Below are 22,955 nucleotides of genomic sequence, written 5' to 3'. Positions count from 1 at the left end.
CCGTTTACTCCGCCTGCTTCAGCAGCGTGACGAGGTGGGATCTCATGAAGTCGTAGCTGGGCTTGTCGTCCTTCTTGGCGTAAAACCGCAGACCGTCCAGTCCCTTGAACAGCTGGTAGCACAGCAGCCTTTTCTCGAAATGGGCGATCTCCCTCCCCTGCCGCTCCCAATGCTCCCGGAGCCGCTGCGGAAACCCGATTTGCGGAACCCACAGATGCAGTACGGCCGCGTCGAACAGGAAATCGCCGTACATCGCCATCTCCCAATCAACGATCGCCGTAATCCGGCCATCGTCCGAAAGCATGTTGCCGAGATGGAAGTCGCCGTGAACCAGATACCGCTCCTCGGGCGCATACTGCGCAAGCTCGATCATCGCGGCATACGTCCGGTCGAACAGATCCTTTTCCAGAAAGCTGCTTTCGAAAAGCGACGTCCATCCCTCGTAAAACCCTTCCTGCTCCTCGTTAAAAAGGGAGGCGAGCCAATCGGTCCAAGAGGCGGACGCCCCCTCTCCGGAAGGCGTAATCCAGCCGTAGCCGCTCGCAGAATCGACGCGAACTTGGTTCATGGCGGCGAACCGCTCGATCAAGTCGGGGATGACGCGGACGATTTCTTCTTTGGGCTGCGTTAGGACGGGGGCGCCGACCGCTTGTTCCGATATCGTATACGGCAATCCGTCGCACGTGCCGATCTTCACCATACGCGGAATCGGCAGCACCGACGAGTAGCGTTCGGAGATTAGCTTGACTTTGTCGACCGTTTCCCTGCCGCTTTTAAAATGAATGACGAACGATTGCGCGCCAAGCCGGTAGCGAAACACTTTGCTCAGCTCCCCCATTTCGATCGGGGCGATATCGGAGACCGTCTCCGATTCGATCGTCTGCAAAAAGTGCTGGGCACGCTCGATCGTCATGTCCGGCTTAAACGATTTCATAACGGAATCCTTTCATTGCTGCGCTTATTTGAACCAGCCCTTCTCCCTGAAGCGCTTAATCGCTTCGATCCGGTTGCCGACCTCCAGCTTGTCGAGGATGGCCGAAATATAATTGCGGACCGTCCCCGTCGTCAAATAGAGCTGACTGGCGATTTCCTTCGTATTTTTGCCGTCGGCCATCAGCACGAGCACCTCGTTCTCCCGCTCGGTCAACGGGTTGTCCTCGCCGTACGCCTCGTCCACCAGCTCGGGAGCGTAGACGCGCCGGCCGGCCATGACGGTCCGGATCGTACCGGCCAGCTCCTCGCTCGGGCTGTCCTTCAGCAAGTAGCCGTGGACGCCGGCTTTCATGGCCCGTTCGAAATACCCCGGACGGGCGAACGTGGTCAAGATGATCACTTTGCACCCGCATCCCTTCAGCTCCTCGGCCGCATCCAAGCCGTTCTTTCCCGGCATTTCGATATCCATGATGCAAACGTCCGGCTTCAGCAGCCGGACGAGACGGACGGCCTCCTCCCCGTCGGCCGTTCGGCCGACGACGGTCATGTCCTCCTCCAATTCGAGCAAGGCGGCAAGCGCACCGAGCAGCATCTTCTGATCTTCGGCGATGACGATGCGAATCATCCCTCACCCTCCTCTCGCGACGGCGCATAGCCGTTCGGTACCCGGATCGTCAGCGTCGTTCCCCGGTCCGATACGATGTCCAGACTTCCGTTCACGAATTCGAGCCGCTCCTTCATTCCTTTCAGGCCGTTGCCGCCGTAGCGTTCGGCCGGCCCTTCCATGCCGATTCCGTTGTCGCGCACCTTTACGACGAGCTCGGTGGCCGAAGAGTCGACGGTTACGGAGCAGCAGGTGGCGCCGCCGTGCTTCACGACGTTCGTCACCGCTTCCTTCAGACACATGCTCACGACGTTCTCGGCGATGAGCGACGTGTGCAGCCGTTTCGGATCGCCCTCCAGCGTAAATTCGATCTGGGCGGCCTTCAGCATCTGTTCGACGCGAAACAGTTCGTCCTCCAGCTTCGTCCCGCGCATGCGGGTGACCATCTCGCGCACTTCCTTCAAGGCGGTGCGGGCCGTCTGCTGAATATCGCGAAGCTCCGCGCGGGCCTGCGCCGGGTTTTTGCCGATCAGCTTCCCCGCCAAATCGCTCTTCAGCCCGATCAAGGACAGCTTCTGCCCCAACGTATCGTGCAGGTCCCGGGCGATCCGCTGCCGCTCCTCCAGCTTCACCAGCTCCGAGATCCGTTTGTTCGCATCCTCCAATTGGCCTTGCAGCTTATCCTCTTTATTCTTGTTATACGTGCTGACCGGCAGGAGGATGACCGCGACGAGACTTAAAAAAACGAACGGCAGCTGGTTGAACAGGATCGGATTTTGCGTGGCGAAGCCGTAGTTGACCGTAGCGAACGTGGTGACCAGATGAACCGTATACATGGTGATGAAGGCGGCCCGATTTTTCAAATGCCCGATAAAAAACGCCAAGAATAGGGAAAAGTACACGTAGCCGAACACGAGGCTCATGGCGACCGAAATGACGATCTGCACGCTCGACCAAAAATAAACGTACCATCCTTTCGAAACGAAGGACAGCACGTAGCAGACGAAAAAGACGATAATCATCAAAATGCCGAACACGATAAGCGGCGTCGAAGAAGTACGGAAAATGAAGTAGAACGGGAGGATGTACAGGACGACCCAGACGTACGGGCTGAGTCCCGTATTTTTGCGAAACGTATGGTTCCAGTTCGTCAAAGCCGACATCGCTCCCCTCCTCCTTCCATCGAATCAAGTGACCGAGTTGCTTGTCCGGGGCAGCTTCTCCCGAGCCGATTTCGCCGGCTGCGCGGGCTTGCGGATCGCTTTTCGGCTTGCCCGGTACCCGACAAACGTTTTGCTGTCTTCATCCCATAACCGGAAGCGCAGCGACTTCAAACTCGTCCCGATCGTGATCGTGGTCGCCTTCTGAAGCGGCGGCGTCGCCAAATGCGCCTGCTCCAAATGATAGTTTGGCACTTTCGGGCTTAAATGATGAACGTGATGAAACCCGATATTGCCGGTTATCCACTGCAGCAGTCTGGGAAGCTTGTAATACGAGCTTCCTTCCACCGCGGCCTGTACGTAGTTCCACTCCTCCTCGTTCTCGAAGTAGGAGTCCTCGAACTGATGCTGCACATAGAACAGCCAAATGCCGAGCAGACCGGATACGAAGAAGACCGGAGCTTGAACGAGCAGGAACGCCTGCCAGCCGACCGCCCAGCAGAGCAGCGCATACAGGGCCGCCGCGCCCGCGTTGGTCACCCAAGTGTTGATGCGCTCTTTCCGTCTCGCTCCCTTGCGGTTGAAGCGATATTCGATCAGAAACACGGCGATCGGACCGATTCCGAACATGACGAGCGGGTTGCGGTAGATCCGGTAGGCGATGCGACGCCAAATCGAAGCGGCCGCATACTCGTCGACGGTGAGCAGCCACATGTCCCCGGTACCGCGGCGATCGAGGTTGCCGCTCGTGGCGTGATGGATCGAATGGCTTCGTTTCCACTGCTCGTAAGGGACGAGCGTCAATATGCCCGTTATGGTGCCTAGTATATCATTTGCCAGTCGGTTCCGGAAGAACGACTGGTGACAGCAATCATGGAATAAGATGAACGTCCGGACCAAAAATCCCGCTGCGACGATCGCGATCGGCAGCGTAAGCCAATACGATACGGAAAGAGCGGCGTAGGCCGAATACCATAGGACGATCAACGGCACCATCGTATTGCAGATTTGCCACACGCTCTTCCTCGTATCGGAACGTTCGAAAGCGGCGACATCTTGCTTCAGCTTGGATATGCGGGATTGGGTCATCGCGGGTACGCCTCCTCGGGTCGAAGTCGCCGATCGTTACTCCTTCACTCGGTACACTTCCATAGCTCTCATTATAAGAAAGCCGACCCGCCCGCTGAAGTCATAAACGTCAGGTGGGGGACATGACATTTGTCATGCCGGACGGCGAATGGGAACAGCCCGCCGGCCGTTTCGAAGGCCGGCGGGCCCTTTGGCGCCGCGCCGTAGTTCTCCCTTGCGAAGACGGGCTCTTGAGCGGCCCGCCGCGCCTATCTGTTCAAAGCCATATGGAGCAGCGGGTACGGACGCCCCGAAGCATCCCGCTCCGACCGCCCGGTCTGCACGAAGCCGTACCGCGAGTAAAAAAGACGCGCCCCCTCGTTCTGCTCATTTACGTCGACCTGCAGGTCGCCGCCTTTCCTCGCTTCCGCGTACCGGATCAAACGCGTGCCGATTCCGCGGCCGAAATGGCCGGGGTCGACAAACAGCATTTCGATCTTGGCGCCCTCCAAGCCGATAAACCCTCTCGGCTTCCTGCCTTCGTCCACTTCGACCCAAAGCTCGGCGGCCTTCAACGCCCCTTCCCTTACAAGCCGATGGTAAAACTCGAAGTCCGCTTCCGCCAAAAACGTATGCGTCTGCCGGACGGCCCGGTACCAAATCGCGACAAGCTCGTCGTAGTGCTGATCTTCAAAGGGGATTATCCCGCTTGCCATCGAATGCCCTCCGATCACGGTTAAGGTCGATTTTCTTTGACGTACAGGTACGTCGGGAGATTCCGGTTTTTGGGGTTCATGAATTCCTTCTCCAACACCATTCCGAGCTTGACGGCCACTTTTTGGGAACGGGTATGATGAACCGGCATATTGGCGCATATGCGCGGCAATCCGAGCGTCTTCAGCCCGTATTGCAATAACGCCGCTGCGGCTTCCGCGCCGTACCCCTTCCCCCAATAGTTCGCATGAACGATGTAACCCAAATCCCACTCCGGTACCCCGTCGATATCCGTCTTTTGCAGACCGGCGTCGCCGATCAGCGAATCGTCCCGTTTCTCGAATACGCCGAGCCGGCCGTACCCCTCGGCGTACCGCTCCCTGTTCCGCTCAAACCATTGCCGGGTTTGCTCGGTCGTAAACGGCGCCGGCCAAAACTCCATCGTGACCGGGTCCGACAACAACTCGTGAAGCTGGGGCAGCTGATCGCGATCGTACGGCCGCAGCACCAGCCTTTCCGTCTCCAACAACATCGTTCGACGATGCCTCCCTTTTCAGCTGCGTCCGCGCCGGGACTCAAGCCGTATATGTCTCGACCAATTGCAGCAGCGCCGACCGGACGTCCCCGTGGAACTCCCCGCCGTGATAGCAAATCAACCGCTCGATATCGTACTCCAGCAATCGGCGAACGGAGCGCACGGCTTCGTCCATATCCAGCGTGAACTGGGGATTGGCGATGTTTAATTTCCCCTCCTCGATGACGACGGCGTCGCCCGCGATCATCGTTTGGCTCGCGGGAAGGTACAACGAAATATGACCGGGCATATGGCCGGGCGTATGAACGATCTCGATGCCTCCGCACCAGGGAAGCGTTTCGCCGGCGGCCACCGTTCGATCGACGGGCGCCGGTTCGACGGAACGGAGATAGCGGATAAACTGCTCCGCCCACGGCTTCGACTCGTCCGGCAATCCGTCATAGGTGGATTCCGCCTGAACGAGGCGAAGCGACTTTTTCTCGCCGCGAATATACGGTTCTTCCTCTTCGTACGCGATGACCTCGATTTGCGGATGCGCCCGCTTCAAAGCGGCAAGCGCCCCGATATGATCCATATCGTGATGAGTGACGACGATCTTGGTGATGGCATCCAGCTGAAGGCCATGCCGCTCGACGGCCGACCGAAAGTGCGGATAAAAGTGCGGGTAACCGCAATCGACGAGAATCGTCTCCCGTTCGTCCCGAAGCAGGACCGGTGTGATGACGTTATGCCGACCTCCTTGTTCGAACGCGATGTCCAGCAACATGACGTGTTTCATCGTTTTCTCTCCTTTGCCGATTAGCACCCCTATTGTATCAAAGCGCGGGAAACGCGCCTATTGTCCAATTCTCGTATAATAAAAAAAACCGACGCCGGTTGAATACCGACGTCGGCTCGCGATGCCTGCGTGTTAGCGCGAATCGAGCGCGCTGCGCAGCCCGTCCCCGATAAAGTTGAAGCACATGATCGTAAGGAAAATGAGCGATCCCGGAATGATCGGGAACCACGGCGCCTTCATCATGATCGTCAAGCTTTGGGCGCTTTGCAGCAGGTTGCCCCAGCTCGCGTGCGGAGGCTGGATGCCGAGACCGAGGAAGCTCAAGCTCGACTCCGTCAAAATCATCGAGCCCATCTGCAGCGTGGCCGAGACGATAACCGGCGCGATCGCGTTCGGCAAAATGTGCACGAAAATGATACGGAAGTCCGACATTCCCATCGTCCGCGCCGCGTCGACGAACTCGCGGTTTTTGAGCGTCATCACCTGACTGCGCAGCAGCCTCGCTTTGCCCATCCACCCGAATACGACGAAGACGACGATAATGTTGAACAAGCTCGGCCGCAGCAGCGTAACGACCGTTATGAGCAGGAAAAACTGCGGAAACGCGAGCATAATATCGACGAACCGCATCAGGATGCTGTCCGTCTTGCCGCCGTAATAGCCGGCGACCGCGCCGACGACGACGCCGATCACGACGTTGAAGACGACGGCGAATATGCCGACCGACAGCGAAACCCGCGCTCCGTAGAGCACCCGGCTGAGCAGGTCGCGGCCCAGGTCGTCGGTGCCGAACCAATGCTCCGCGCTGGGCGGCTTCAGACGGTTAAGCAAATCCTGCTCGGCCGGATCGTACGGCGCGATGACAGGGGCGAGCAGCGCCAGAAGAATAAGGGCAGCCATAATGAACAGGCTAACGACGGCCAGTTTATTTTGTTTGAACCGCCCCCACGCGCGGTTGCGGGGTTTGACGGGTTGAATCGTCGTGTTGTTGGCAACGGCTACGCTCATCGGCTACACCTTCACTCCTTTCTGGTCGATGCTCACCCGCGGATCGAGCGCGGCGTACAAAATGTCGGCGATGATGCTGCCGAGGACGGTCAGAAACGCGCCGACCGTCGTAATCGCGAAAATGATCGGGTAATCCCGCTGGAACGCCGCTTCGATGAAGAGTCGGCCGATGCCGGGGATGCTGAAGATCGTCTCGATGATGACAGCCCCTCCGAAAAACGACGGCAGCATCAAGCCGAACAGCGTCACGATCGGCATGAGCGCATTGCGCATCCCGTGCACGGCAATGACGCGTCCGTCGAGCAAACCTTTCGCCCGGGCCGTCCGCATGTAGTCCTGGTGGATGACCTCCAGCATGCTGGACCGGATATAGCGCGTCCAGACGGCCACTTCCGCAGCGGCTATCGTGCCGATCGGCAGGATGAGATGCTTCACCCGGTCCATGATACTGAACGGCGTATTGATTGTCTGCAAGCCTCCCGACGGCAGCCAGCCCAGCTTGACGGCGAACAGCATCATGAGGACGAGGCCGAGCCAAAAGCCGGGGATCGAAATCCCCACGTTCGAGATCGCCGTCACGATCTGATCGAGCCGCGAGTGCGCCCGGAGCGCGCAGGCGATGCCTAGCGGGATCGCGATGACGAGCGCGATGACGAAGCTCGTCACCGTAAGCAGCAGCGTCGTCGGCAGCCGATCCAAGATCAGATCGGAGACCGGATCGCTTTTCAAGAAGGAAGTTCCGAGATCTCCCCGCGCGATTCCGCTGATCCAATCCCAATACTGAATATAGAGCGGCTTGTCGAGCCCGTAGGCCTTGATCATATTGTCTTTGTCGACTTGTTTGATGGTCGGATCTTCGATGTACGCGGAGAGCGGACTCCCGGGCGCCATATGGATGATCGCAAATGAAATGATCGTGATGCCGATCAGTATCGGAATGGCGTTCAGGAAACGCCTCAGCGCGTAAAGAGCCACCGGAAGTTCACTTCTTTCGTTTCATTTATATTTTACTTGGTGAAATACCATTTCTCGATTTCTTTCAGGCTGTCGCGGTTCGGGTTGAAGCCTTCCAGGTTGCTCGGGTACGCCATCGTAATCGTCGGCGAGTACAGGAACGTGTACGGCTGGTCTTCGGCGATAAGCGCGTCGACTTTGTTCAGCAGCTCCTTGCGCTTCGCTTTGTCGAACGTCTTCAAATCTTCGTCGATCAGCTTGTCGACTTCCGGATTGCTGTACGAAACGGTGTTCAAGCCTTTCGCGATTTCGGACGAGTGCCAGATGCCCTTCGGGTTCGGGTCGCCGGAGATCGCCCACGCATAGTAGATCGCCTCGAAGTTTTTGCCTTGGAAGTTTTTCGTGAAGGCCGAGCTTTCCACGACGCGCGGCGTCACGTTGATGCCGATCTTTTTCAGCTGCTGCTGGATGACCGTTACGCCTTTTTCGCGAACCTTGTTGCCTTGGTTTACTTGCATTTCGAACTCGAAGTTTTTGCCGTCCTTGTCGAGCGTGCCGTCGCCGTTCGTATCTTTCCAGCCGGCTTCCGCGAGCAGCTGCTTCGCTTTGTCCGCGTTGAATTCGAACTTCGGCACGTTGTCGGTATACGTCCAATACGTCGGAGGCGTTTGGCTGTTGACGACTTTGCCTTGGCCTTCCACGACGCTGTCGACGATGCCTTTGCGGTCGATCGCCATCGTAAGCGCTTGGCGCACTTTTTTATCCTGGAACAGCGGGTTGTTCAAGTTCCAAGCGACGAACAAATATTGGCTGCCGGCGATTCCTTTTTGCAGCTTGATTTTGTCGTTCGTCTTCGTGTATTGCTCGATGGCGGCCAGGTTGTCGGCCGGTACGCCGATGACGTTGATTTCACCGGTTTGCAGCTGCGCCATCATGGCGTTCGCGTCCGGAATGATTTTGGCCGTCACTTTCTCGATCGCCGGCTTGCCGTTATAGTAGTTTTCGTTGCGGACGAAGCTCAAATATTGGCCTTGCTTCCATTCCGTCAGCTTGTACGGACCGGAACCGACCGGCTGCTTGAAGAACGGCGATTTGTCCATTTCCTTCACCGGCACGTCCTTGAGCAGGTGCTGCGGCAAAATGTTGTAAATCATCATGTCGATATAGCCGGCATGCGGCTCCTTGAAGGTGATCTTGACGGTCGTGTCGTCGACCTTCTCGATCTTTTGCATTTTCTCGAACGCGCCTTTGCGGGGGCCCGTATAGTCCGGGTTGATCGGAATGCTGTACGTGAACACGACGTCGTCCGCCGTAACCGGCTTGCCGTCGCTGAATTTGACGTCGTTGCGAAGCTTGATCGTCATCGTCAGCTTGTCGTCGGAGAACGTCGGCTGGCCGACGGCCAAGTCCGGCACGATGTCCTGCTTCTCGTTGAACTTGTACAGGCTGCTGAATACGAGGTCGATCACTTCGGTCGAAGTCGTCGTCGTCGCCCAGAAGCGAATGAAGCCTTGCGGGTCGCCCAGGTAAGCGGTCGTAATTTCGCCGCCGTCCACTTTCTCCTTCTTCGGGGCGGTCGTATTCGTGTTCGTATTGGTGGAGGTGTTGGACGCGCCGGATTGGTCGTTGCCGCCCGACGAGGAGCAGCCTGCCAATGCGATGCTGGCCCCCATGGTGGCGACGAGCGCTACGGTCGCGAGCTTGCGGTACGATTTTTGGTACATGTACGATAAATCCCCTTTCCCAAATCTGGTTTATATGAAATGGCACGAGGCGAAATGCCCCGGCTGCACTTCCCGGAAGACGGGCGCTTCGGTGCGGCACCTATCGGACGCGTGCGGACAGCGCGGATGAAACGCGCAGCCCGTAGGCGGATTGGCCGCATTCGGCACTTCGCCGCCGAGCACGATTCGTTCCCGCTTGACGGTCACGTCGGGCTCCGGCACGGAGGAGAGAAGCGCCTGCGTGTACGGATGCTGCGGCGTCGCGAACAGCTGGTCGCGCGAAGCCATCTCGACGACGCGTCCCAAGTACATGACCGCCACCCGGTCGGAGATGTGCCGGACGACGCTCAAGTTATGGGAGATGAACAAGTAGGACACCTTCGTCTTCTGCTGCAGTTCCCCGAGCAGGTTGACGATTTGCGCCTGGATCGAGACGTCAAGGGCCGATACCGGTTCGTCCGCCACGATCAGCTTCGGCGCGAGCGAGACGGCGCGGGCGATCGCGATGCGCTGCCGCTGGCCGCCGGAAAATTCGTGCGGGTACAGGCTCGCTGCCTGCGCGCTCAACCCGACCGTCTCGAGCAGCGCCTCGGCTTCCTTCATCGCCTCCCGGCGGCTTCGTCCGCCCTGGACGACGAGCGGCTCGGCGATGGCGCCCCCGATCGTCATGCGCGGATTCAGCGATGCGTACGGATCCTGGAACACGCACTGCATCTCTTTGCGAATCGGACGAAGCTGCCTTTGGCTCATCCGCCCGATCGACATCCCCTTGAAGAGAATATCGCCTCCGGTCGGATCGAGCAGCCGGAGCGTCAGCCGCCCCACCGTCGACTTGCCGCAGCCCGACTCGCCGACGATGCCGAGCGTCTCGCCTTCGTACACCGTCAAATTGACGTCGTCGACCGCCTTGACCGAGCCCGATTTCGAGCCTCTGCCTATCGGAAAATATTTCTTCAATTGTCGGATTTCGAGAAGCGGTGCGGACACGTAGTAATCCCCTTTCAGTAACGAGCTAAGCCAAAATGCAGCGCACGCGGTGGCCCGGCCGGATTTCCCGGAGCTCCGGCGGCTTCTCGCGGCATTCCGCCCGCGCGACCGGACAGCGGTCGGCGAACCGGCAGCCGGGCAAGACGGTGCCGGCGGGAGGAACGGTGCCCGGAATCGGCACCAGCTTCTCGATGCTGCCGGTCATGCGCGGCGTCGATTGGAGCAGCCCTCTCGTATACGGATGCATCGGCGAAGTAAACAGCGTGGCGACGTCCGTCGTCTCCACGATTTGACCGGCGTACATGACGATAACCCGGGTGGCCATCTCCGCGACGACCCCGAGATCGTGGGTAATGAACAAGACCGACATGCCGGTCTCCTCCAGCAGCTGGCGCATCAGATCGAGCACCTGCGCCTGGATCGTCACGTCGAGCGCGGTCGTCGGCTCGTCGGCGATCAGCAGATCGGGCTTGCACGCCATCGCCATCGCGAGCATGACCCGCTGGCGCATCCCGCCGGACAGCCGGTGCGGGAATTCCTTGCGGATGCGCGCAGGCTCGGGGAACCCGACCCGGCGGAGCCATTCGTCGGCCGTTGCAATCGCTTCCAGTTTCGTAGCTCCCGTATGGCGCAAGATGGCTTCCGTCATCTGCAAGCCGATCGTCAGGACCGGGTTGAGCGACGTCATCGGCTCTTGAAAAATCATCGCGATATGGCGGCCGCGGACTTTGGTCATTTCCTTCTTGTTCAGCTCGAGCAGGTTCCGTCCGCGAAACCGGACTTCGCCCCCGACGACTTTTCCCGATCGGGGAAGCAGCTGCATGATCGAGAGGGACGTCATGCTTTTGCCGCAGCCCGATTCGCCGACGAGCGCCACCACTTCGTTCGGACCGATCTCGAAATCGATGCCGTCCACGACGGTCGACGTTTTGGTTTTATTTTGAAAAGCCGTTTGCAGCGCCTTTACTTCCAAGATCGGTTCGGGCAAAATCGATCACCTTCGCTTCCACTTCTGTCAAGATAAAAAAAACATAATGTTATTTTACATATATTATCGGCGAATGTCATTAAATTTTTTTTCACAATTTAACTATAAAATATGGCATTTTATTACCTAAAAGCGTTAAAGGAGCAATACTTCAAAATATAGACGCTTTGAAGGAAAAACGCTTCAATGTAGGAACGCGACAATGAATAAACGCTTCGATAGACAAAAGCGAAAAAGGAGTAAACGGCCCGCCGAAACGGTTCGCCCACGTCAAAAAAGCTCCGACCCGCTTCGCGCGGACAGAGCTTCTGCCTCATTCGGTATTCGCTTGAGCGGCCCGTCCCTGTCGATTCCTTCGCGGCGGGCGGCCTACGGGGAGTCTTGGTTCCACAAGCTTTGCAGCTTCGCCGCGAGCTCCGGCATATGATCGATGACGTAGCCGGCGGCGACCGATTCGCGAAGCGTGTTTTGCAGCGGATCGGACGGAATGACGCTCATGACGTGGACGGCGACCGTGAACAGCACGACCGCTTCGAGCAGCGCCAATGCCGCGCCGCTCCATTGATTCAGCTTTTTCAGCCCGGGAATCGAGGCGATCAGATGCAGCATCCGGCCGACGACGGACATCCCGACCTTCACGAGGAAGAACAGCAGCGCGAACGACAGCGCGTTGTAAAAGTAGACGTTCCAATTCAAGCCTTCCACGAGAAACGCATACTTGCCGTACGCTTCGAACTTGTCGAGGGGGAGAAAACGGGCGACGATCGGAGATACGTCGTCGTACAAAACGTACGCGACCAGGTAAGCGACGAACAGCCCGGCGATGGAGACGAGCTGGGCGATAAAGCCGCGGTTGTAGCCGAGCGCGAGCGAGCCGATGCCGAGAACGGCGGCGACGATGTCGATCGTATTCCAATGATCCATGCTTGGGGCGGCATCCGGGGCGTCCGGAGCCTACTCCTTCTCGACCAGCTGAATCCACTCGTTGAACTCGTTTTGCAGCTTGGCGTATTCGTCCTGCAGCTTGCGGTACTGCTGCGCGAGCTCGCTCTCGTCGCGGCGGTCGGTCTGCAGCTGCTCCAGCTCGAGGCGCAGCCGACCGCGCTCCCGCTCGAACTGCTCGAGCAGGTCGTCGCGCTCCGCGGCGAACGCTTCCCGCTCCGCGCGCAGCCGCTCCTCGAGCTCCGCGATGCGCTCGCCGTCGCGCGCGAGCCGCTCGCGGCCGTCGGCCGCCGCCGCTTCGACCCGCGCGCGCAGCTCGGACGCCTCCGCTTCGAGCGCGGCAAGCGCCCGCTCCCGCTCTTCGGCGAACTCGCGGCGCATCCGTTCGCGCTCCGCCTCGAACGCCGCCCGCTCCGCCTCGAGCGCGCGGAGCCCTTGCAGCCGCTCCGCTTCCGCCGCCTCGGCGGCCATGGCGCGCCCCGCCTCCAGCGCTTCGGCGACGCGGGCCCGTTCCGCCTCGAGCGCCTGCCGCCCGCGCTCCTTCTCCGCCTCCAGCTCCCGCTGCGCCTTGCGGCCCGCTTCCTCGGCCGCTTGGCGGGCGCGCTGGCGCTCCGCCTCCAGCTCCCGCTGCGCCTTGCGGCCCGCCTCCTCGGCCGCTTGACGGGCGCGCTGGCGCTCCGCCTCCAGCTCCTGCTGCGCCTTGCGGCCCGCTTCCTCGGCCGCTTGACGGGCGCGCTGGCGCTCCGCCTCCAGCTCCTGCTGCGCTTGGCGGCGCGCTTCCTCGACCGCCTGGCCGCCTCGCTGACGCTCCGCCTCCAGCTCCTGCCGCGCTTCCTCGGCGGCTTTCGTACGGGCTTCGCGCTCGCCGACGATTTCGAGCAGCAGCTGCTCCTCCTGCTCCTGCATCAGCATCCGCTTCAGCTCGAAGCTCTCCTCCAGCTCGCGGTACGCCTCGCGCAGCCGGGCGGTCTCCGCCTCGAGACGCTCTTCGGCCGTCCGCCGCGCCTGACGCTCCGCCTCGAGCTCCCGCTCGGCCCGGCCGGCATGATCGCGCACGCGCTCGACCTCTTCGGCGAGCTCGCGCTCCCGTTCGCGCAGCCGTTCGGCTTCGAGCTCCGACGATTCCTTCAAGACGCGGTAGCTCTCCTCCAGCTCTTCCAGACGCTTCTCCGCGCCCTGCACCGCTTCGAGCTGCTGCTGCACCTGCTCGAGCATCGAATGCAGCTTGAAATATTCGTCCGCCATGTTCACGGCGGCCAGTACGGCCAGGCGCGGCGTATCGAGCCGCGGGAACACTTTTGCGATCTGGTGCATCTGGTCGTTCACGTGCTCCGCGACCCGCTTGACGTAGCTCGGGCTCGAATTGCCCATCAGTTTGTATTGCGTCCCATATATATCGACCGTGACTCGTATTTTATCGCCCGTACTCACGAAGGCACTTCCTTTCTCCCGTTCACGGAAACTGTCGAAGTCCGACGGCATTCGACCGATAACGAAAAAGGCCGATCCATCGACTATATCATTCGATGCGACCGGCCTGTTTTCCTTCTATTTGCGCAACTCCGCGCCGAATGTTTGTTCAAGCGCGGCGACGACCTTGCCGTGCAGCTCGGCGACTTCGTCGTCGGTCAGCGTCCGCTCCGGATGACGGTAGACGAGGGCGAACGCCACGCTCTTCTTGCCGCCTCCGAGCCGCTCTCCCGTGTAAATATCGAACACGTCGATCGACTCGAGCCAATCGCCCGCCGCATCGGCCGCCGCCTGTCGGATATTGCCGACGGGGACGCCCGCGTCGACGACAATCGCCATATCCCGCCCGACGGCCGGATATTTCGGCAAGGAACGGTACGCGATGCGGAAGTCGGCATGCTCGACGAGCGGCGCGAGCTCGACCTCGAGCACGTACGTATCGTCCAGGTCGTACGCCTTCTGCAGCTCCGGGTGAAGCTGGCCGATGCGTCCTACCGTCCGCTCCGTCGCGCCGGAACCGATCGCGATCGTCGCCGACCGGCCCGGGTGGAAGCCTTCCGGCTGCGAGGCGACATAGCGGATGCCCGCGATGCCGAGATGCGCCGTCAGCTTCTCGAAGACGCCCTTCAGGTCGTAGAAGTCGACCTTGTCGGCCTTGCCGCCCCAATGCTCTGCGGTACGGCGGCCGGTCCAGACGATGCCGAGAGCGAGCTTCTCCTCCGGCAGCTTCGTGAGCGTCTCCTCCGCGGAAACGAACACTTTGCCGATCTCGAACGCCGCGACGTCGTCCATGTTGCGGTTCCGGTTGTAGACGGCCACGTCCAGCAAGTTCGGGACGAGGCTCGTGCGCAGCACGCTGCGGTCTTCGCTCATCGGCATCGCCAGCGCGACCGGCTTCGCCTCGGGGAACAGCCCCCGGTACGAGGCGATCCGCTCCGGATGCGTGAACGAATACGTAACGACCTCGTGCAGACCCGTCTCGGTCAGCAGCCGCCGGATCGTCCGGCGAATCGTCTGCTCGCGCGTCAGCGAGCCCGGCGTCGTGGCACCCTCGATCGGAGTCGACGGAATGTTGTCGTACCCGTATAGGCGGGCGACCTCCTCGATCAGATCGACGTCGCGCGTAATATCGCCGCGGCGGGACGGCACACGGACGTTCAGGGCGCCGTCTCCCGTTTCCTCGTAGTCGAAATGAAGCCGGTTCAGGATGACCTTCACCTCGAGCGACGCGAGCTCGGTGCCGAGGTAGCCGTTCATTTTCGCAAGCGTCACGGGGACCGTGACGGGCTCCGGCGTCTTCGTCACGCTCTCGGCGATGCCGTCGTTCACTTCGCCGCCGGCCAGCTCCGCGATCAGCGACGCCGCCCGGTTCAAGGCAGGGATGACCGCCTCCGGATTCACTTCCTTCTCGAAGCGCAAACTCGCCTCCGAACGAAGGCCGAGCTGGCGCGACGTCTTGCGGACGGTGCTGCCGTCGAACTTCGCCGATTCGAGCACGATCGTCGTCGTCGCGTCGGTCACTTCCGAATTGGCGCCGCCCATGACGCCCGCGATCGCGATCGGCTTCGCGCCGTCGGCGATCAGCAGCATGTGCGGCTCGAGCTTCCGCTCGACGTCGTCCAGCGTGACGATCGTCTCGCCTTCGCGCGCGAGCCGTACCTCGATGCGGCCGCCTTCGAGCCGGTCCGCGTCGAACGCGTGCAGCGGCTGGCCGTACTCGAGCATGACGTAGTTCGTCACGTCGACGATGTTGTTGATCGGCCGGACGCCCGCGGCCATGAGCCGGTTTTGCAGCCAAAGCGGCGACGGGCCGACCTTCACCCCGGCGATGCGGCGCGCGGCGTAGCGGCTGCACGAATCGGCCGAGGCGATGTCGACGCGGATCTTCTCCGCCGTCTTCGTCTGCGACGGATGAAGCGCGATGTCGTCCTTCGGCAGCTTGACGTCCCGGCCGAGAATGGCGGCGATTTCGTAAGCGACCCCGATCATGCTGAGGCAGTCGGACCGGTTCGGCGTCAGCTCGAGCTCGAGCACCTCGTCGTCGATGCCGAGCACCTCGACGATCGGCTTGCCGACCTTCGTGCTTTCCGGCAGGACGAGTATGCCCTCCTGCTGCTCCTTCGGCAGCAGCCGGTCGTTCAAGCCGAGCTCCTTGGCGGAGCAGATCATCCCCATCGACTCGACGCCGCGCAGCTTCGCGCGCTTGATGTGCAGCCCGCCCGGCAGCTCGGCGCCGACGAGGGCGACCGGCACCTTTTGGCCCGCGTCGACGTTTTTCGCGCCGCATACGATTTGCAGCTCTTCGCCTTGCCCCGCGTCGACGGTGCAGACGCTCAGCTTGTCCGCGTCCGGATGCTTCTCCCGCGCCTTGACGTAGCCGACGACGACGTTCGTCACGCCTTTATTCCGTTTTTCCACGATATCGACTTCGATCCCGCTGCGGGTCAGCTTCTCCGCCAAGTCGGAGGCGGTGTACCCTTTCAGATCGACGTATTCGGACAACCATTGGTAAGAGACTTTCACGTCCCGGTCACTTCCCTTCCTCGTTAAATGCGCGCGAACTGCTGCAGGAACCGCACGTCGTTCGTATAAAAATGACGGATGTCGTCAATACCGTACTTCAGCATGGCGATGCGCTCGACGCCCATCCCGAAGGCGAAGCCGCTATATTTCGCCGGATCATAGCCGGACATTTCCAGCACGCGGGGGTGAACCATGCCGGAGCCGAGAATTTCGAGCCAGCCGGTCTGCTTGCACGTCCGGCAGCCGTGGCCGCCGCACATCATGCACGAAACGTCGACCTCGGCGCTCGGCTCCGTGAACGGGAAGAAGCTGGGGCGCATGCGGATCGTCGCCTGCTTGCCGAACATTTCCTGCACGAACTGAAGCAGCGTGCCTTTCAAGTCGCTCATCCGGATGTTCCGGTCGATGACGAGCCCTTCGATTTGCATGAACTGGTGGGAATGCGTCGCGTCGTCGTCGTCGCGGCGGTACACTTTGCCCGGGCAAATGATTTTGACCGGCACCTCGCCGTTCCGCTTCTCCATCGTGCGTACCTGCACCGGAGACGTATGCGTCCGCATGAGCAGCTCCTCGGTAATGTAGAACGAGTCCTGCATGTCGCGCGCCGGGTGGTTTTTCGGCAGGTTGAGCGCCTCGAAGTTGTAGTAGTCCTTCTCGACCTCCGGCCCTTCGGCGACCGTATAGCCCATGCCGATGAAAATATCCTCGATCTCCTGCACGACCTTGTGCAGCGGATGAACCGCTCCGCGCCCGGCCGGACGGCCCGGCAGCGTCACGTCGATCGTCTCGGCCTTCAGCCGGTTCTCGGTCTCGGCCCGGTCGTAGCCGGCCTGCTTCGTCTCGATGACCCGCTCGATGGCGGCGCGCACGTCGTTGGCCACCTGGCCGATGACCGGGCGCTCTTCGGCGCTGAGCGCGCCCATGCCGCGCAAAATTTCGGTGAGCGGCCCTTTCTTGCCCAAATATTTGACCCGCAAATCGTTCAGCTGCTGGGCGTTCTCGACCCGCTCCAGCTCCTGCAGCGCTTCCTGCTGAAGCGCGAGCAACCGTTCCTTCATCGGAATCCTCCTCGCTTGTTCGAAGCTTCTTTCTTGGTTTCGGCGCGAACGCAAAAAAGACACCTTCTCCCGATAAGGGACGAAAGTGCCGCGGTACCACCCTTGTTAAGACGCCTGCCGCCTCGCTCGCCCATCCGAACCGAAATACGGGGGCTTGCCGAGACGACGCGATTGTCGCGTCTTCGCTCTGCCGGGTTAACGGTCCGGATGCCGGTTCCCCCTACTTGCGCTGGCGGTTGCCGGCAGGCGTCGAACGCCTCGGCAAAGCCGGTTTCAAGGGACTGCTCGGGAGCGAACTTCGGCAGGCCGGTTCCGTTAGGAGCGCTCTCAATCTTCGGCGCTCCCTCCCTGTAAGGAGGCGCTGCGTACTTTTCTCCGTCGACGCATTTGAATGTTTAACACGTATTATATGCAATCTTTGCAAAAGATGCAACCGGACGAGCGCCGGGCCGTGCGGACGGGCCGTTCGGGACACGGAAGGGCGGGAAGGGCGGGAAGGGCGCGGCGTTGCGGTCGAATGCGGGGGCGGAAGGCGCGACGGTGCGGACGAATGGTTGGAGCGGGAGCGGAGGAGTTACGGTGCCATGCACCGAACATAAAGTGGACATATGGTGGACGCATATAGACACCGTCAGGCGCACATGGACACTCTATAGACTGGCCGAGGATGCACGGGGGCGGACGGAACCGGAGTGAACGGACGTGCTCGCACGGCAGGTGCACACTGACCGCGTTGCGCCGCCGGGTCGCCCTGCTGCGTTGGCCAGGCAAGCGGCCGCTTTGCCGCACGGCTCGTTCCTCCCTCCCCCTTGACTCTAATGGATTTTGTCCAACAGATGCGCATATAGCGCGGGAAAATACGCTCGCAATTGGATTTAATCCAGCAGATACGCTCCACTTCGGCTCCAACGCGACGTTCGCGCTCCCACCTATTGCATAAAATCCAATCGGACGCCTCCCCACCCGCCCCGACGGCGCTTTCTATTGGATGAAATCCAATAACGCCGCCGGACGGAACGTGCCTTTTGCAGCGATTCAGGCGAATCCGGTCCGGCTCCATTTGGGCTCGTCCCCCCCCTCTCCCTGGCTCTATTGGATTTTGTCCAACATGCGCACGCTTGCGCGGGAAAAATACGCTCGCATGACGATGGGAGCTTCGCCCCTCTTGACCCTCCCCTAACGGGAGGTTTTACACTGAAGGCGGAAAGGAGGAAATCGCATGCCGTACACGGTCAAAGACATGTCGGCGCTGTCCGGCGTCACCGTCAAAACGCTGCATCATTACGACGAAATCGGTCTATTGCCGCCAAGCGCGGTGAGCGAAGCCGGCTACCGGCTGTATGGAAGGGCCGAGCTGGAACGGCTGCAGCTCATTTTGTTTTACCGGGAGCTGGATTTTCCGTTGAAGGAAATCGCGCGGCTGCTCGAGGAGGAAACGGACCGGTATGCGATGCTTTCGCGGCAGAAGGAGCTTCTTCTCGCCCGCAAGCGGAGACTGGAGACGGTCATCCGCACATTACAACAGTCCATGTCCAGCATGGAGAAGGGAGAAACGATGAACGACAACGACATGTTCAAAGGATTCGAGAATGCGTCGGCCTGGGAACAAGCTTTGGAGGAGCAGCAGCGACATTTGAAGGACACGTACGGCTTCGACATGCCCGCACCCGAAGAGGCGGACGTGCAGGCGATGAACGAGCAGGCGCGGGAAGCGGCCGCTTTCATGAACGGGATGGCGGACGCGCTCCGCACCGGGGTCAAGCACGGCGACGCGGCCGTCCGCCGGCTGATCGGGGACCATCTCGACGCCCTGAACCGGTTCGGGCACGCCGTAACCGCCGAGCAGTTCGCCGCGCAAACGCGCTTTTTCCTCGAGGACGACTTTCATTTGCGCATGCTGGAAGGGCAGCAGACCGGGTTGGCGTATTACCTTTCCGCCGCGGCCGACTCGTATGCCGCAAAGGATGGCGGCCGCCCTTAAGCGGCTGCAGCGTGTCGCAGCGATGATCGGATAATCCATGTTTTTTGCGCCGGATGTCCATGCCTTTTCGATAGCGCCGGGAGTACACTTACGGTGATAAGCTTCGTACTCCCGCGCCCGATCCGGCCGATGCGGCGGGCGTGAGCGGAAAGGACAGATCCGAACATGAAGGCGACGACCCGCATTTACTTGGACGCGATGCTGCAAAATATAAAAAGCGTCGCGTTCTTCACGTTTCTGGGCGTCCTGATCGCGCGACTCGGCGCCTCCGACTTCGAAATCGCGCTGTCCAACTCGCTTCCCGCCTTTTTCTGCGCGCTTTCGCTCGCGTTCCTCACGCGGCAGCTGCCGGTAACGCGGGGCGTCTTCCTGACGAGCGGCTACGTCCGCCAGTTTGCGTTCATCTGCATGGCGCTGTCCGTGCTGCTGCCGGACCCGATACCGGTTCTCCTCGTCTTCTGGAGCATCAACGCCGTGTCCGTCATCGTGACGTCCGCCCAGCAGCCGGCCATCCTGCGCCGCGTCGTCGAGCCCGACCATTTCCCCGCCCTGTTCAGCCGGATCAAAATGATCGCCCTGTTCATCACGACGGCCGGCGGCCTCGGGATCGGCTTGGCGCTCGACGCGACCGATGCGTATTTTCCGTATAATTACGTCGCCTCGATGCTGATCGGCTGCTTGGCGACGTTTACCGGCATGTCGCTGATCGCCGGACTCGCTCCCCGGGAGAAGACGACGATCCGCTTCGCCCGGATGCGGCCGTTCCAGGAATGCGACCGGAACATCTGGTGGATGGCGCTCAACAATGCCGGCATTTATATGACGCCGCCCCTTTTCACCATTTACCATGTCAAAACGCTGCATCTGACCAACACGCAAATCGCCTACTTCGTCGTCACGTCGGGCATCGTCTCCGCGCTCGCGCTGCCGTTCGTCCGCAAGCTGATGGAGCGGTTCGGCACGATGCGCGTCTACCGCGCCGCCCTGCTCGGCATGATCGTCTGCGCGTTTCCGTACGGCTTCGTCGAGCAATACGGGCTGCTCGTCGCCGCCCAGGCGTGGACGGGCTTCATGCTCGCCGTCAGCGAGGTGGCCACCCAGACGACGATGATGGAGGAGGCGGGCAAGCATAAGGCCGAGATGGCGTACTTCTCCGACTTCCAGCTCGTCATGCAGCTCGGCATGGCGGCCGGTCCGCTCGCGGCCGGCGCGCTGCTCGCGGTCATGCCGCTGTGGGCTTGCTTCTGCATCGTCGCCCTGGTGCGACTCGCCGTATTCCTCGCGCGCCCGCTCCTTCCGGATCGGAAGAAACGCGAGGCGGGCGACGCCGAACGCGACCCGGCTCGGCTCGCCGCGCGATAACGCCGCTCACCGGCGGTCCTTCGGCAGCCAAAACGCGACGATGCCGAGCAAGGGCAGGAAGGCGCTCATCCGGATGACGAGCGATACGGTCGTCGCGTCCGCCAGCCAGCCGAGCGCGACCGAGCCGAGCCCGGCCATGCCGAACGACAGGCCGAAGAACAGGCCGGCCACCGTCCCGACCTTGCCCGGCAGCAGCTCCTGGGCGTACACGATAATGACCGAGAAGCCGGACATGAGGATGAGGCCGATCGGCACGCACAGCAGCATCGCGAGCGTCGGGCCGGCGTATGGCAGCAGCAGGGCGAACGGCGCGGTGCCGAATATGGAAAACCAGATGACGTTTTTGCGGCCGATCCGGTCGGCGAGCGGCCCGCCGAGCAGCGTGCCGACCATTCCGGCGAATTGCAGGACGAACAAGCATACTTGCGCGTCGGCGAGCGGCCGTTGAAAGCGGTCCATGTAGTAGAACGAATAATACCCGTTCATCCCGGCCAGATAGACGAATTTGGAAAACAGCAGCAGGATGAGCACGCTCAAGACGAAGACGATCGTCTTCTTCCCGGGCATCGCCGCGTCCGCCTGCGGCGACGGAGCGGCGCCCCGTTGTCCGCGCGCGCCGGTCACCCGCGGCTTGTACCAGCGGGCGACGCCGACTTGGATCGCCAGCCCCGCCGCGGCCAGCAGCGTGAACCAGAGAAAGCCCGGCTGCCCCTGGGGAACCAGTACGAGCGCGACCAGGAGCGGACCGAACGCTTGGCCGGTGTTGCCGCCGACCTGGAAGACGGACTGCGCCAAGCCTCTGCCTTTCCCGGCGGCCATATGGGCGACCCGCGACGACTCCGGATGAAGCACGGACGATCCGATGCCGACGGCCGCCACGGACAGCAGCAGCATGGCCAAGCTCGACGAATACGCAAGGCCGACCATCCCCGCCAGCGAGAACATCATCCCCAGCGGCAGCAGGGACGGCATCGGCCTTTTGTCCGTGTAATACCCGATCAGCGGCTGCAAAATCGAGGCGGTCACGTTGAGCACGAACGCGACCCAGCCGATTTCGGCGAAGCTCAAGTGAAGCTGCTCCCGGAACAGCGGGAAGCCGGCCGGAATGACCGTCTGCATCGCGTCGTTGAGCAGATGGGCCATACTGACCCCGACGAGAGCGTAGGCGGAATACGTGCGGGCGCGTCGTTCCGCCCGCTCCGGATCCGTCGGCAATTTCGTTTGCGATTGCGATTGCGTTTGCGGCAGCATAAAGCGTCTCTCCCTTCTCGTTTACGTTCCATCATAGAGAAGGGGGAGACGCCCGGTCGACGCGATTCGTGCTCCGAAACGCGCAATATTTGCTATACTGGCAGTAGGTGAACGAACATGAGGATGAACATCGCTACGTCGTCCATGGAGCTGTGGCGCATCGAGAACGGCTTCGCCAACGATACCCATGCGCACGACGAACAAGTGCAAGTGACGATCCCGATCCGGGGCGTCTGCCATTTCACGCAGGAAAACCGCATGTACCGGCTCGACGCGGGAAACGCCCTCGTGCAGCACCCGCGGGAAAAGCACGAATTCCGGCTCGGCGCGGACGCGGGCGTCATCATCTTTCAGGTGAACGCCGACGCTCTCGCGGACGCGGGCGCAAGGCCGCCGGATTTCCCGCTTCGGTCGTACGTCGAGCCGGACGATATCCAGAGCCGGTTCCGGCAATGGACGAACGACCTGCTCGTCCGAGACCCTTCCGACCGGCTCTCCGTCCAGGAAACCGAATCGCACGTCGCCGCCTATTTAACCCGTCTTCTCCGGGGAAGCCCCGAGCGGGACACCGGCGAACCCGCGAGGCGGCCGGCCGCAGCCGATCCGCATCTGCGGCGCGCGCTCGACTACATCGACGTCCATTACCGCTCGGCGCTGTCCGTGGACGAGCTGGCGGCTCTGGCGCTGCAAAGCCGGTTTCATTTCATCCGCTCGTTCAAGGCGGCCACCGGCTTGTCGCCGTACCAATACGTCCTGCATCGGCGAATCGAGGAAGCGAAGCGGAAGCTTCGCGCCACCCGCATGTCGGTGACGGACATCAGCGCGCATCTCGGCTTTTCCAGCACGAGCCAGTTTTACCGCGCGTTCCGCAACGCCGTCGGCGTCACGCCGGAGCAATACCGCAAATGACGCTCC

The 22,955-nt window shown here is 61.1% G+C and carries 20 protein-coding genes; 3 read left to right on the top strand and 17 right to left on the bottom strand.

All coding sequences use genetic code 11. The features are described 5' to 3' along the window. Positions 1-4 precede the first annotated feature (4 nt). From DLM86_RS19345 to pheS, 16 genes are all read right to left on the bottom strand, one after another. On the bottom strand, positions 5-934 hold the full coding sequence (locus DLM86_RS19345) for a phosphotransferase family protein (RefSeq protein ID WP_110841694.1): 930 nt from the start codon (positions 932-934) through the stop codon (positions 5-7). 24 nt (positions 935-958) lie between these two features. Further along, the gene (locus DLM86_RS19340; protein ID WP_110841693.1) at positions 959-1,558 is read right to left on the bottom strand and encodes a response regulator transcription factor; all 600 of its coding nucleotides are present in this window, start codon (positions 1,556-1,558) and stop codon (positions 959-961) included. Next, positions 1,555-2,691 (bottom strand): sensor histidine kinase, encoded by a 1,137-nt coding sequence (locus DLM86_RS19335; protein ID WP_211326559.1) that lies wholly within the window; start codon positions 2,689-2,691, stop codon positions 1,555-1,557. Before DLM86_RS19335 ends, DLM86_RS19340 begins: the two co-directional genes overlap by 4 nt. 33 nt (positions 2,692-2,724) lie before the next feature. Further along, on the bottom strand, positions 2,725-3,786 hold the full coding sequence (gene desA, locus DLM86_RS19330) for a Delta(5) desaturase DesA (RefSeq protein WP_110841691.1): 1,062 nt from the start codon (positions 3,784-3,786) through the stop codon (positions 2,725-2,727). Between the two features lie 248 nt (positions 3,787-4,034). Then, positions 4,035-4,481: a GNAT family N-acetyltransferase gene (locus tag DLM86_RS19325; protein WP_110841690.1), complete on the bottom strand. Its 447-nt coding sequence runs from the start codon at positions 4,479-4,481 to the stop codon at positions 4,035-4,037. 20 nt (positions 4,482-4,501) lie between these two features. Beyond that, complete coding sequence (locus DLM86_RS19320) at positions 4,502-5,011, bottom strand: GNAT family N-acetyltransferase (RefSeq protein ID WP_110841689.1); 510 nt, start codon at positions 5,009-5,011, stop codon at positions 4,502-4,504. 43 nt (positions 5,012-5,054) lie between these two features. Then, positions 5,055-5,792, bottom strand: a complete 738-nt coding sequence (locus tag DLM86_RS19315; RefSeq protein ID WP_110841688.1) for an MBL fold metallo-hydrolase — start codon at positions 5,790-5,792, stop codon at positions 5,055-5,057. A gap of 132 nt (positions 5,793-5,924) precedes the next feature. Next, the gene (opp4C, locus tag DLM86_RS19310; RefSeq protein WP_110841687.1) at positions 5,925-6,800 is read right to left on the bottom strand and encodes an oligopeptide ABC transporter permease; all 876 of its coding nucleotides are present in this window, start codon (positions 6,798-6,800) and stop codon (positions 5,925-5,927) included. 3 nt (positions 6,801-6,803) lie between these two features. After that, a complete protein-coding gene (locus DLM86_RS19305) occupies positions 6,804-7,775 on the bottom strand; it encodes an ABC transporter permease (RefSeq protein WP_110841686.1) in 972 nt (323 codons plus the stop codon). A 32-nt stretch (positions 7,776-7,807) separates the two neighbouring features. Next, positions 7,808-9,478 (bottom strand): peptide-binding protein, encoded by a 1,671-nt coding sequence (locus tag DLM86_RS19300; RefSeq protein WP_110841685.1) that lies wholly within the window; start codon positions 9,476-9,478, stop codon positions 7,808-7,810. A 30-nt stretch (positions 9,479-9,508) separates the two neighbouring features. After that, positions 9,509-10,465: an ABC transporter ATP-binding protein gene (locus DLM86_RS19295; RefSeq protein WP_110841684.1), complete on the bottom strand. Its 957-nt coding sequence runs from the start codon at positions 10,463-10,465 to the stop codon at positions 9,509-9,511. 25 nt (positions 10,466-10,490) lie between these two features. After that, positions 10,491-11,453 carry an ABC transporter ATP-binding protein gene (locus DLM86_RS19290; protein WP_110841683.1) on the bottom strand — a complete coding sequence of 321 codons (963 nt, stop codon included), beginning with the start codon at positions 11,451-11,453 and terminating at the stop codon, positions 10,491-10,493. A 369-nt stretch (positions 11,454-11,822) separates the two neighbouring features. Beyond that, positions 11,823-12,377: a CvpA family protein gene (locus DLM86_RS19280; protein WP_110841681.1), complete on the bottom strand. Its 555-nt coding sequence runs from the start codon at positions 12,375-12,377 to the stop codon at positions 11,823-11,825. 30 nt (positions 12,378-12,407) lie between these two features. Beyond that, positions 12,408-13,826, bottom strand: a complete 1,419-nt coding sequence (gene zapA / locus DLM86_RS19275; RefSeq protein ID WP_158289568.1) for a cell division protein ZapA — start codon at positions 13,824-13,826, stop codon at positions 12,408-12,410. A 117-nt stretch (positions 13,827-13,943) separates the two neighbouring features. Beyond that, positions 13,944-16,388: a phenylalanine--tRNA ligase subunit beta gene (gene pheT / locus DLM86_RS19270; protein WP_110841679.1), complete on the bottom strand. Its 2,445-nt coding sequence runs from the start codon at positions 16,386-16,388 to the stop codon at positions 13,944-13,946. 23 nt (positions 16,389-16,411) lie between these two features. Next, a complete protein-coding gene (gene pheS / locus DLM86_RS19265; protein WP_110841678.1) occupies positions 16,412-17,446 on the bottom strand; it encodes a phenylalanine--tRNA ligase subunit alpha in 1,035 nt (344 codons plus the stop codon). A gap of 1,219 nt (positions 17,447-18,665) precedes the next feature. Here pheS and DLM86_RS19260 point away from each other — a divergent pair. After that, positions 18,666-19,427, top strand: coding sequence for a MerR family transcriptional regulator (locus DLM86_RS19260; protein WP_110841677.1), 762 nt, complete (start codon positions 18,666-18,668; stop codon positions 19,425-19,427). 165 nt (positions 19,428-19,592) lie between these two features. Further along, positions 19,593-20,789: an MFS transporter gene (locus DLM86_RS19255; protein ID WP_110841676.1), complete on the top strand. Its 1,197-nt coding sequence runs from the start codon at positions 19,593-19,595 to the stop codon at positions 20,787-20,789. A 6-nt stretch (positions 20,790-20,795) separates the two neighbouring features. Here DLM86_RS19255 and DLM86_RS19250 read toward each other — a convergent pair whose 3' ends face one another. After that, the gene (locus tag DLM86_RS19250; RefSeq protein WP_245954732.1) at positions 20,796-21,932 is read right to left on the bottom strand and encodes an MFS transporter; all 1,137 of its coding nucleotides are present in this window, start codon (positions 21,930-21,932) and stop codon (positions 20,796-20,798) included. A gap of 225 nt (positions 21,933-22,157) precedes the next feature. Here DLM86_RS19250 and DLM86_RS19245 point away from each other — a divergent pair, with 225 nt between their 5' ends. Then, positions 22,158-22,949: an AraC family transcriptional regulator gene (locus DLM86_RS19245; protein WP_110841674.1), complete on the top strand. Its 792-nt coding sequence runs from the start codon at positions 22,158-22,160 to the stop codon at positions 22,947-22,949. The last annotated feature ends 6 nt before the right edge of the window (positions 22,950-22,955 follow it).

Source organism: Paenibacillus flagellatus (assembly GCF_003217775.1).
Taxonomy (GTDB): Bacteria; Bacillota; Bacilli; order Paenibacillales; family NBRC-103111; genus Paenibacillus_AB; species Paenibacillus_AB flagellatus.
This window is presented reverse-complemented; position numbering and strand designations above follow the sequence as displayed.

Excerpts from the sequence above, each read along its gene's own strand:
- desA (WP_110841691.1), bottom strand. The coding sequence starts at position 3,786 with ATGACCCAATCCCGCATATCCAAGCTGAAGCAAGATGTCGCCGCTTTC.
- DLM86_RS19325 (WP_110841690.1), bottom strand. The coding sequence starts at position 4,481 with ATGGCAAGCGGGATAATCCCCTTTGAAGATCAGCACTACGACGAGCTT.
- opp4C (WP_110841687.1), bottom strand. The coding sequence starts at position 6,800 with ATGAGCGTAGCCGTTGCCAACAACACGACGATTCAACCCGTCAAACCC.
- DLM86_RS19245 (WP_110841674.1), top strand. The coding sequence starts at position 22,158 with ATGAGGATGAACATCGCTACGTCGTCCATGGAGCTGTGGCGCATCGAG.
- DLM86_RS19345 (WP_110841694.1), bottom strand. The coding sequence starts at position 934 with ATGAAATCGTTTAAGCCGGACATGACGATCGAGCGTGCCCAGCACTTT.
- DLM86_RS19320 (WP_110841689.1), bottom strand. The coding sequence starts at position 5,011 with ATGTTGTTGGAGACGGAAAGGCTGGTGCTGCGGCCGTACGATCGCGAT.
- DLM86_RS19315 (WP_110841688.1), bottom strand. The coding sequence starts at position 5,792 with ATGAAACACGTCATGTTGCTGGACATCGCGTTCGAACAAGGAGGTCGG.
- DLM86_RS19250 (WP_245954732.1), bottom strand. The coding sequence starts at position 21,932 with ATGGCCCATCTGCTCAACGACGCGATGCAGACGGTCATTCCGGCCGGC.
- DLM86_RS19255 (WP_110841676.1), top strand. The coding sequence starts at position 19,593 with ATGAAGGCGACGACCCGCATTTACTTGGACGCGATGCTGCAAAATATA.
- pheS (WP_110841678.1), bottom strand. The coding sequence starts at position 17,446 with ATGAAGGAACGGTTGCTCGCGCTTCAGCAGGAAGCGCTGCAGGAGCTG.
- DLM86_RS19340 (WP_110841693.1), bottom strand. The coding sequence starts at position 1,558 with ATGATTCGCATCGTCATCGCCGAAGATCAGAAGATGCTGCTCGGTGCG.
- DLM86_RS19300 (WP_110841685.1), bottom strand. The coding sequence starts at position 9,478 with ATGTACCAAAAATCGTACCGCAAGCTCGCGACCGTAGCGCTCGTCGCC.
- DLM86_RS19280 (WP_110841681.1), bottom strand. The coding sequence starts at position 12,377 with ATGGATCATTGGAATACGATCGACATCGTCGCCGCCGTTCTCGGCATC.
- DLM86_RS19260 (WP_110841677.1), top strand. The coding sequence starts at position 18,666 with ATGCCGTACACGGTCAAAGACATGTCGGCGCTGTCCGGCGTCACCGTC.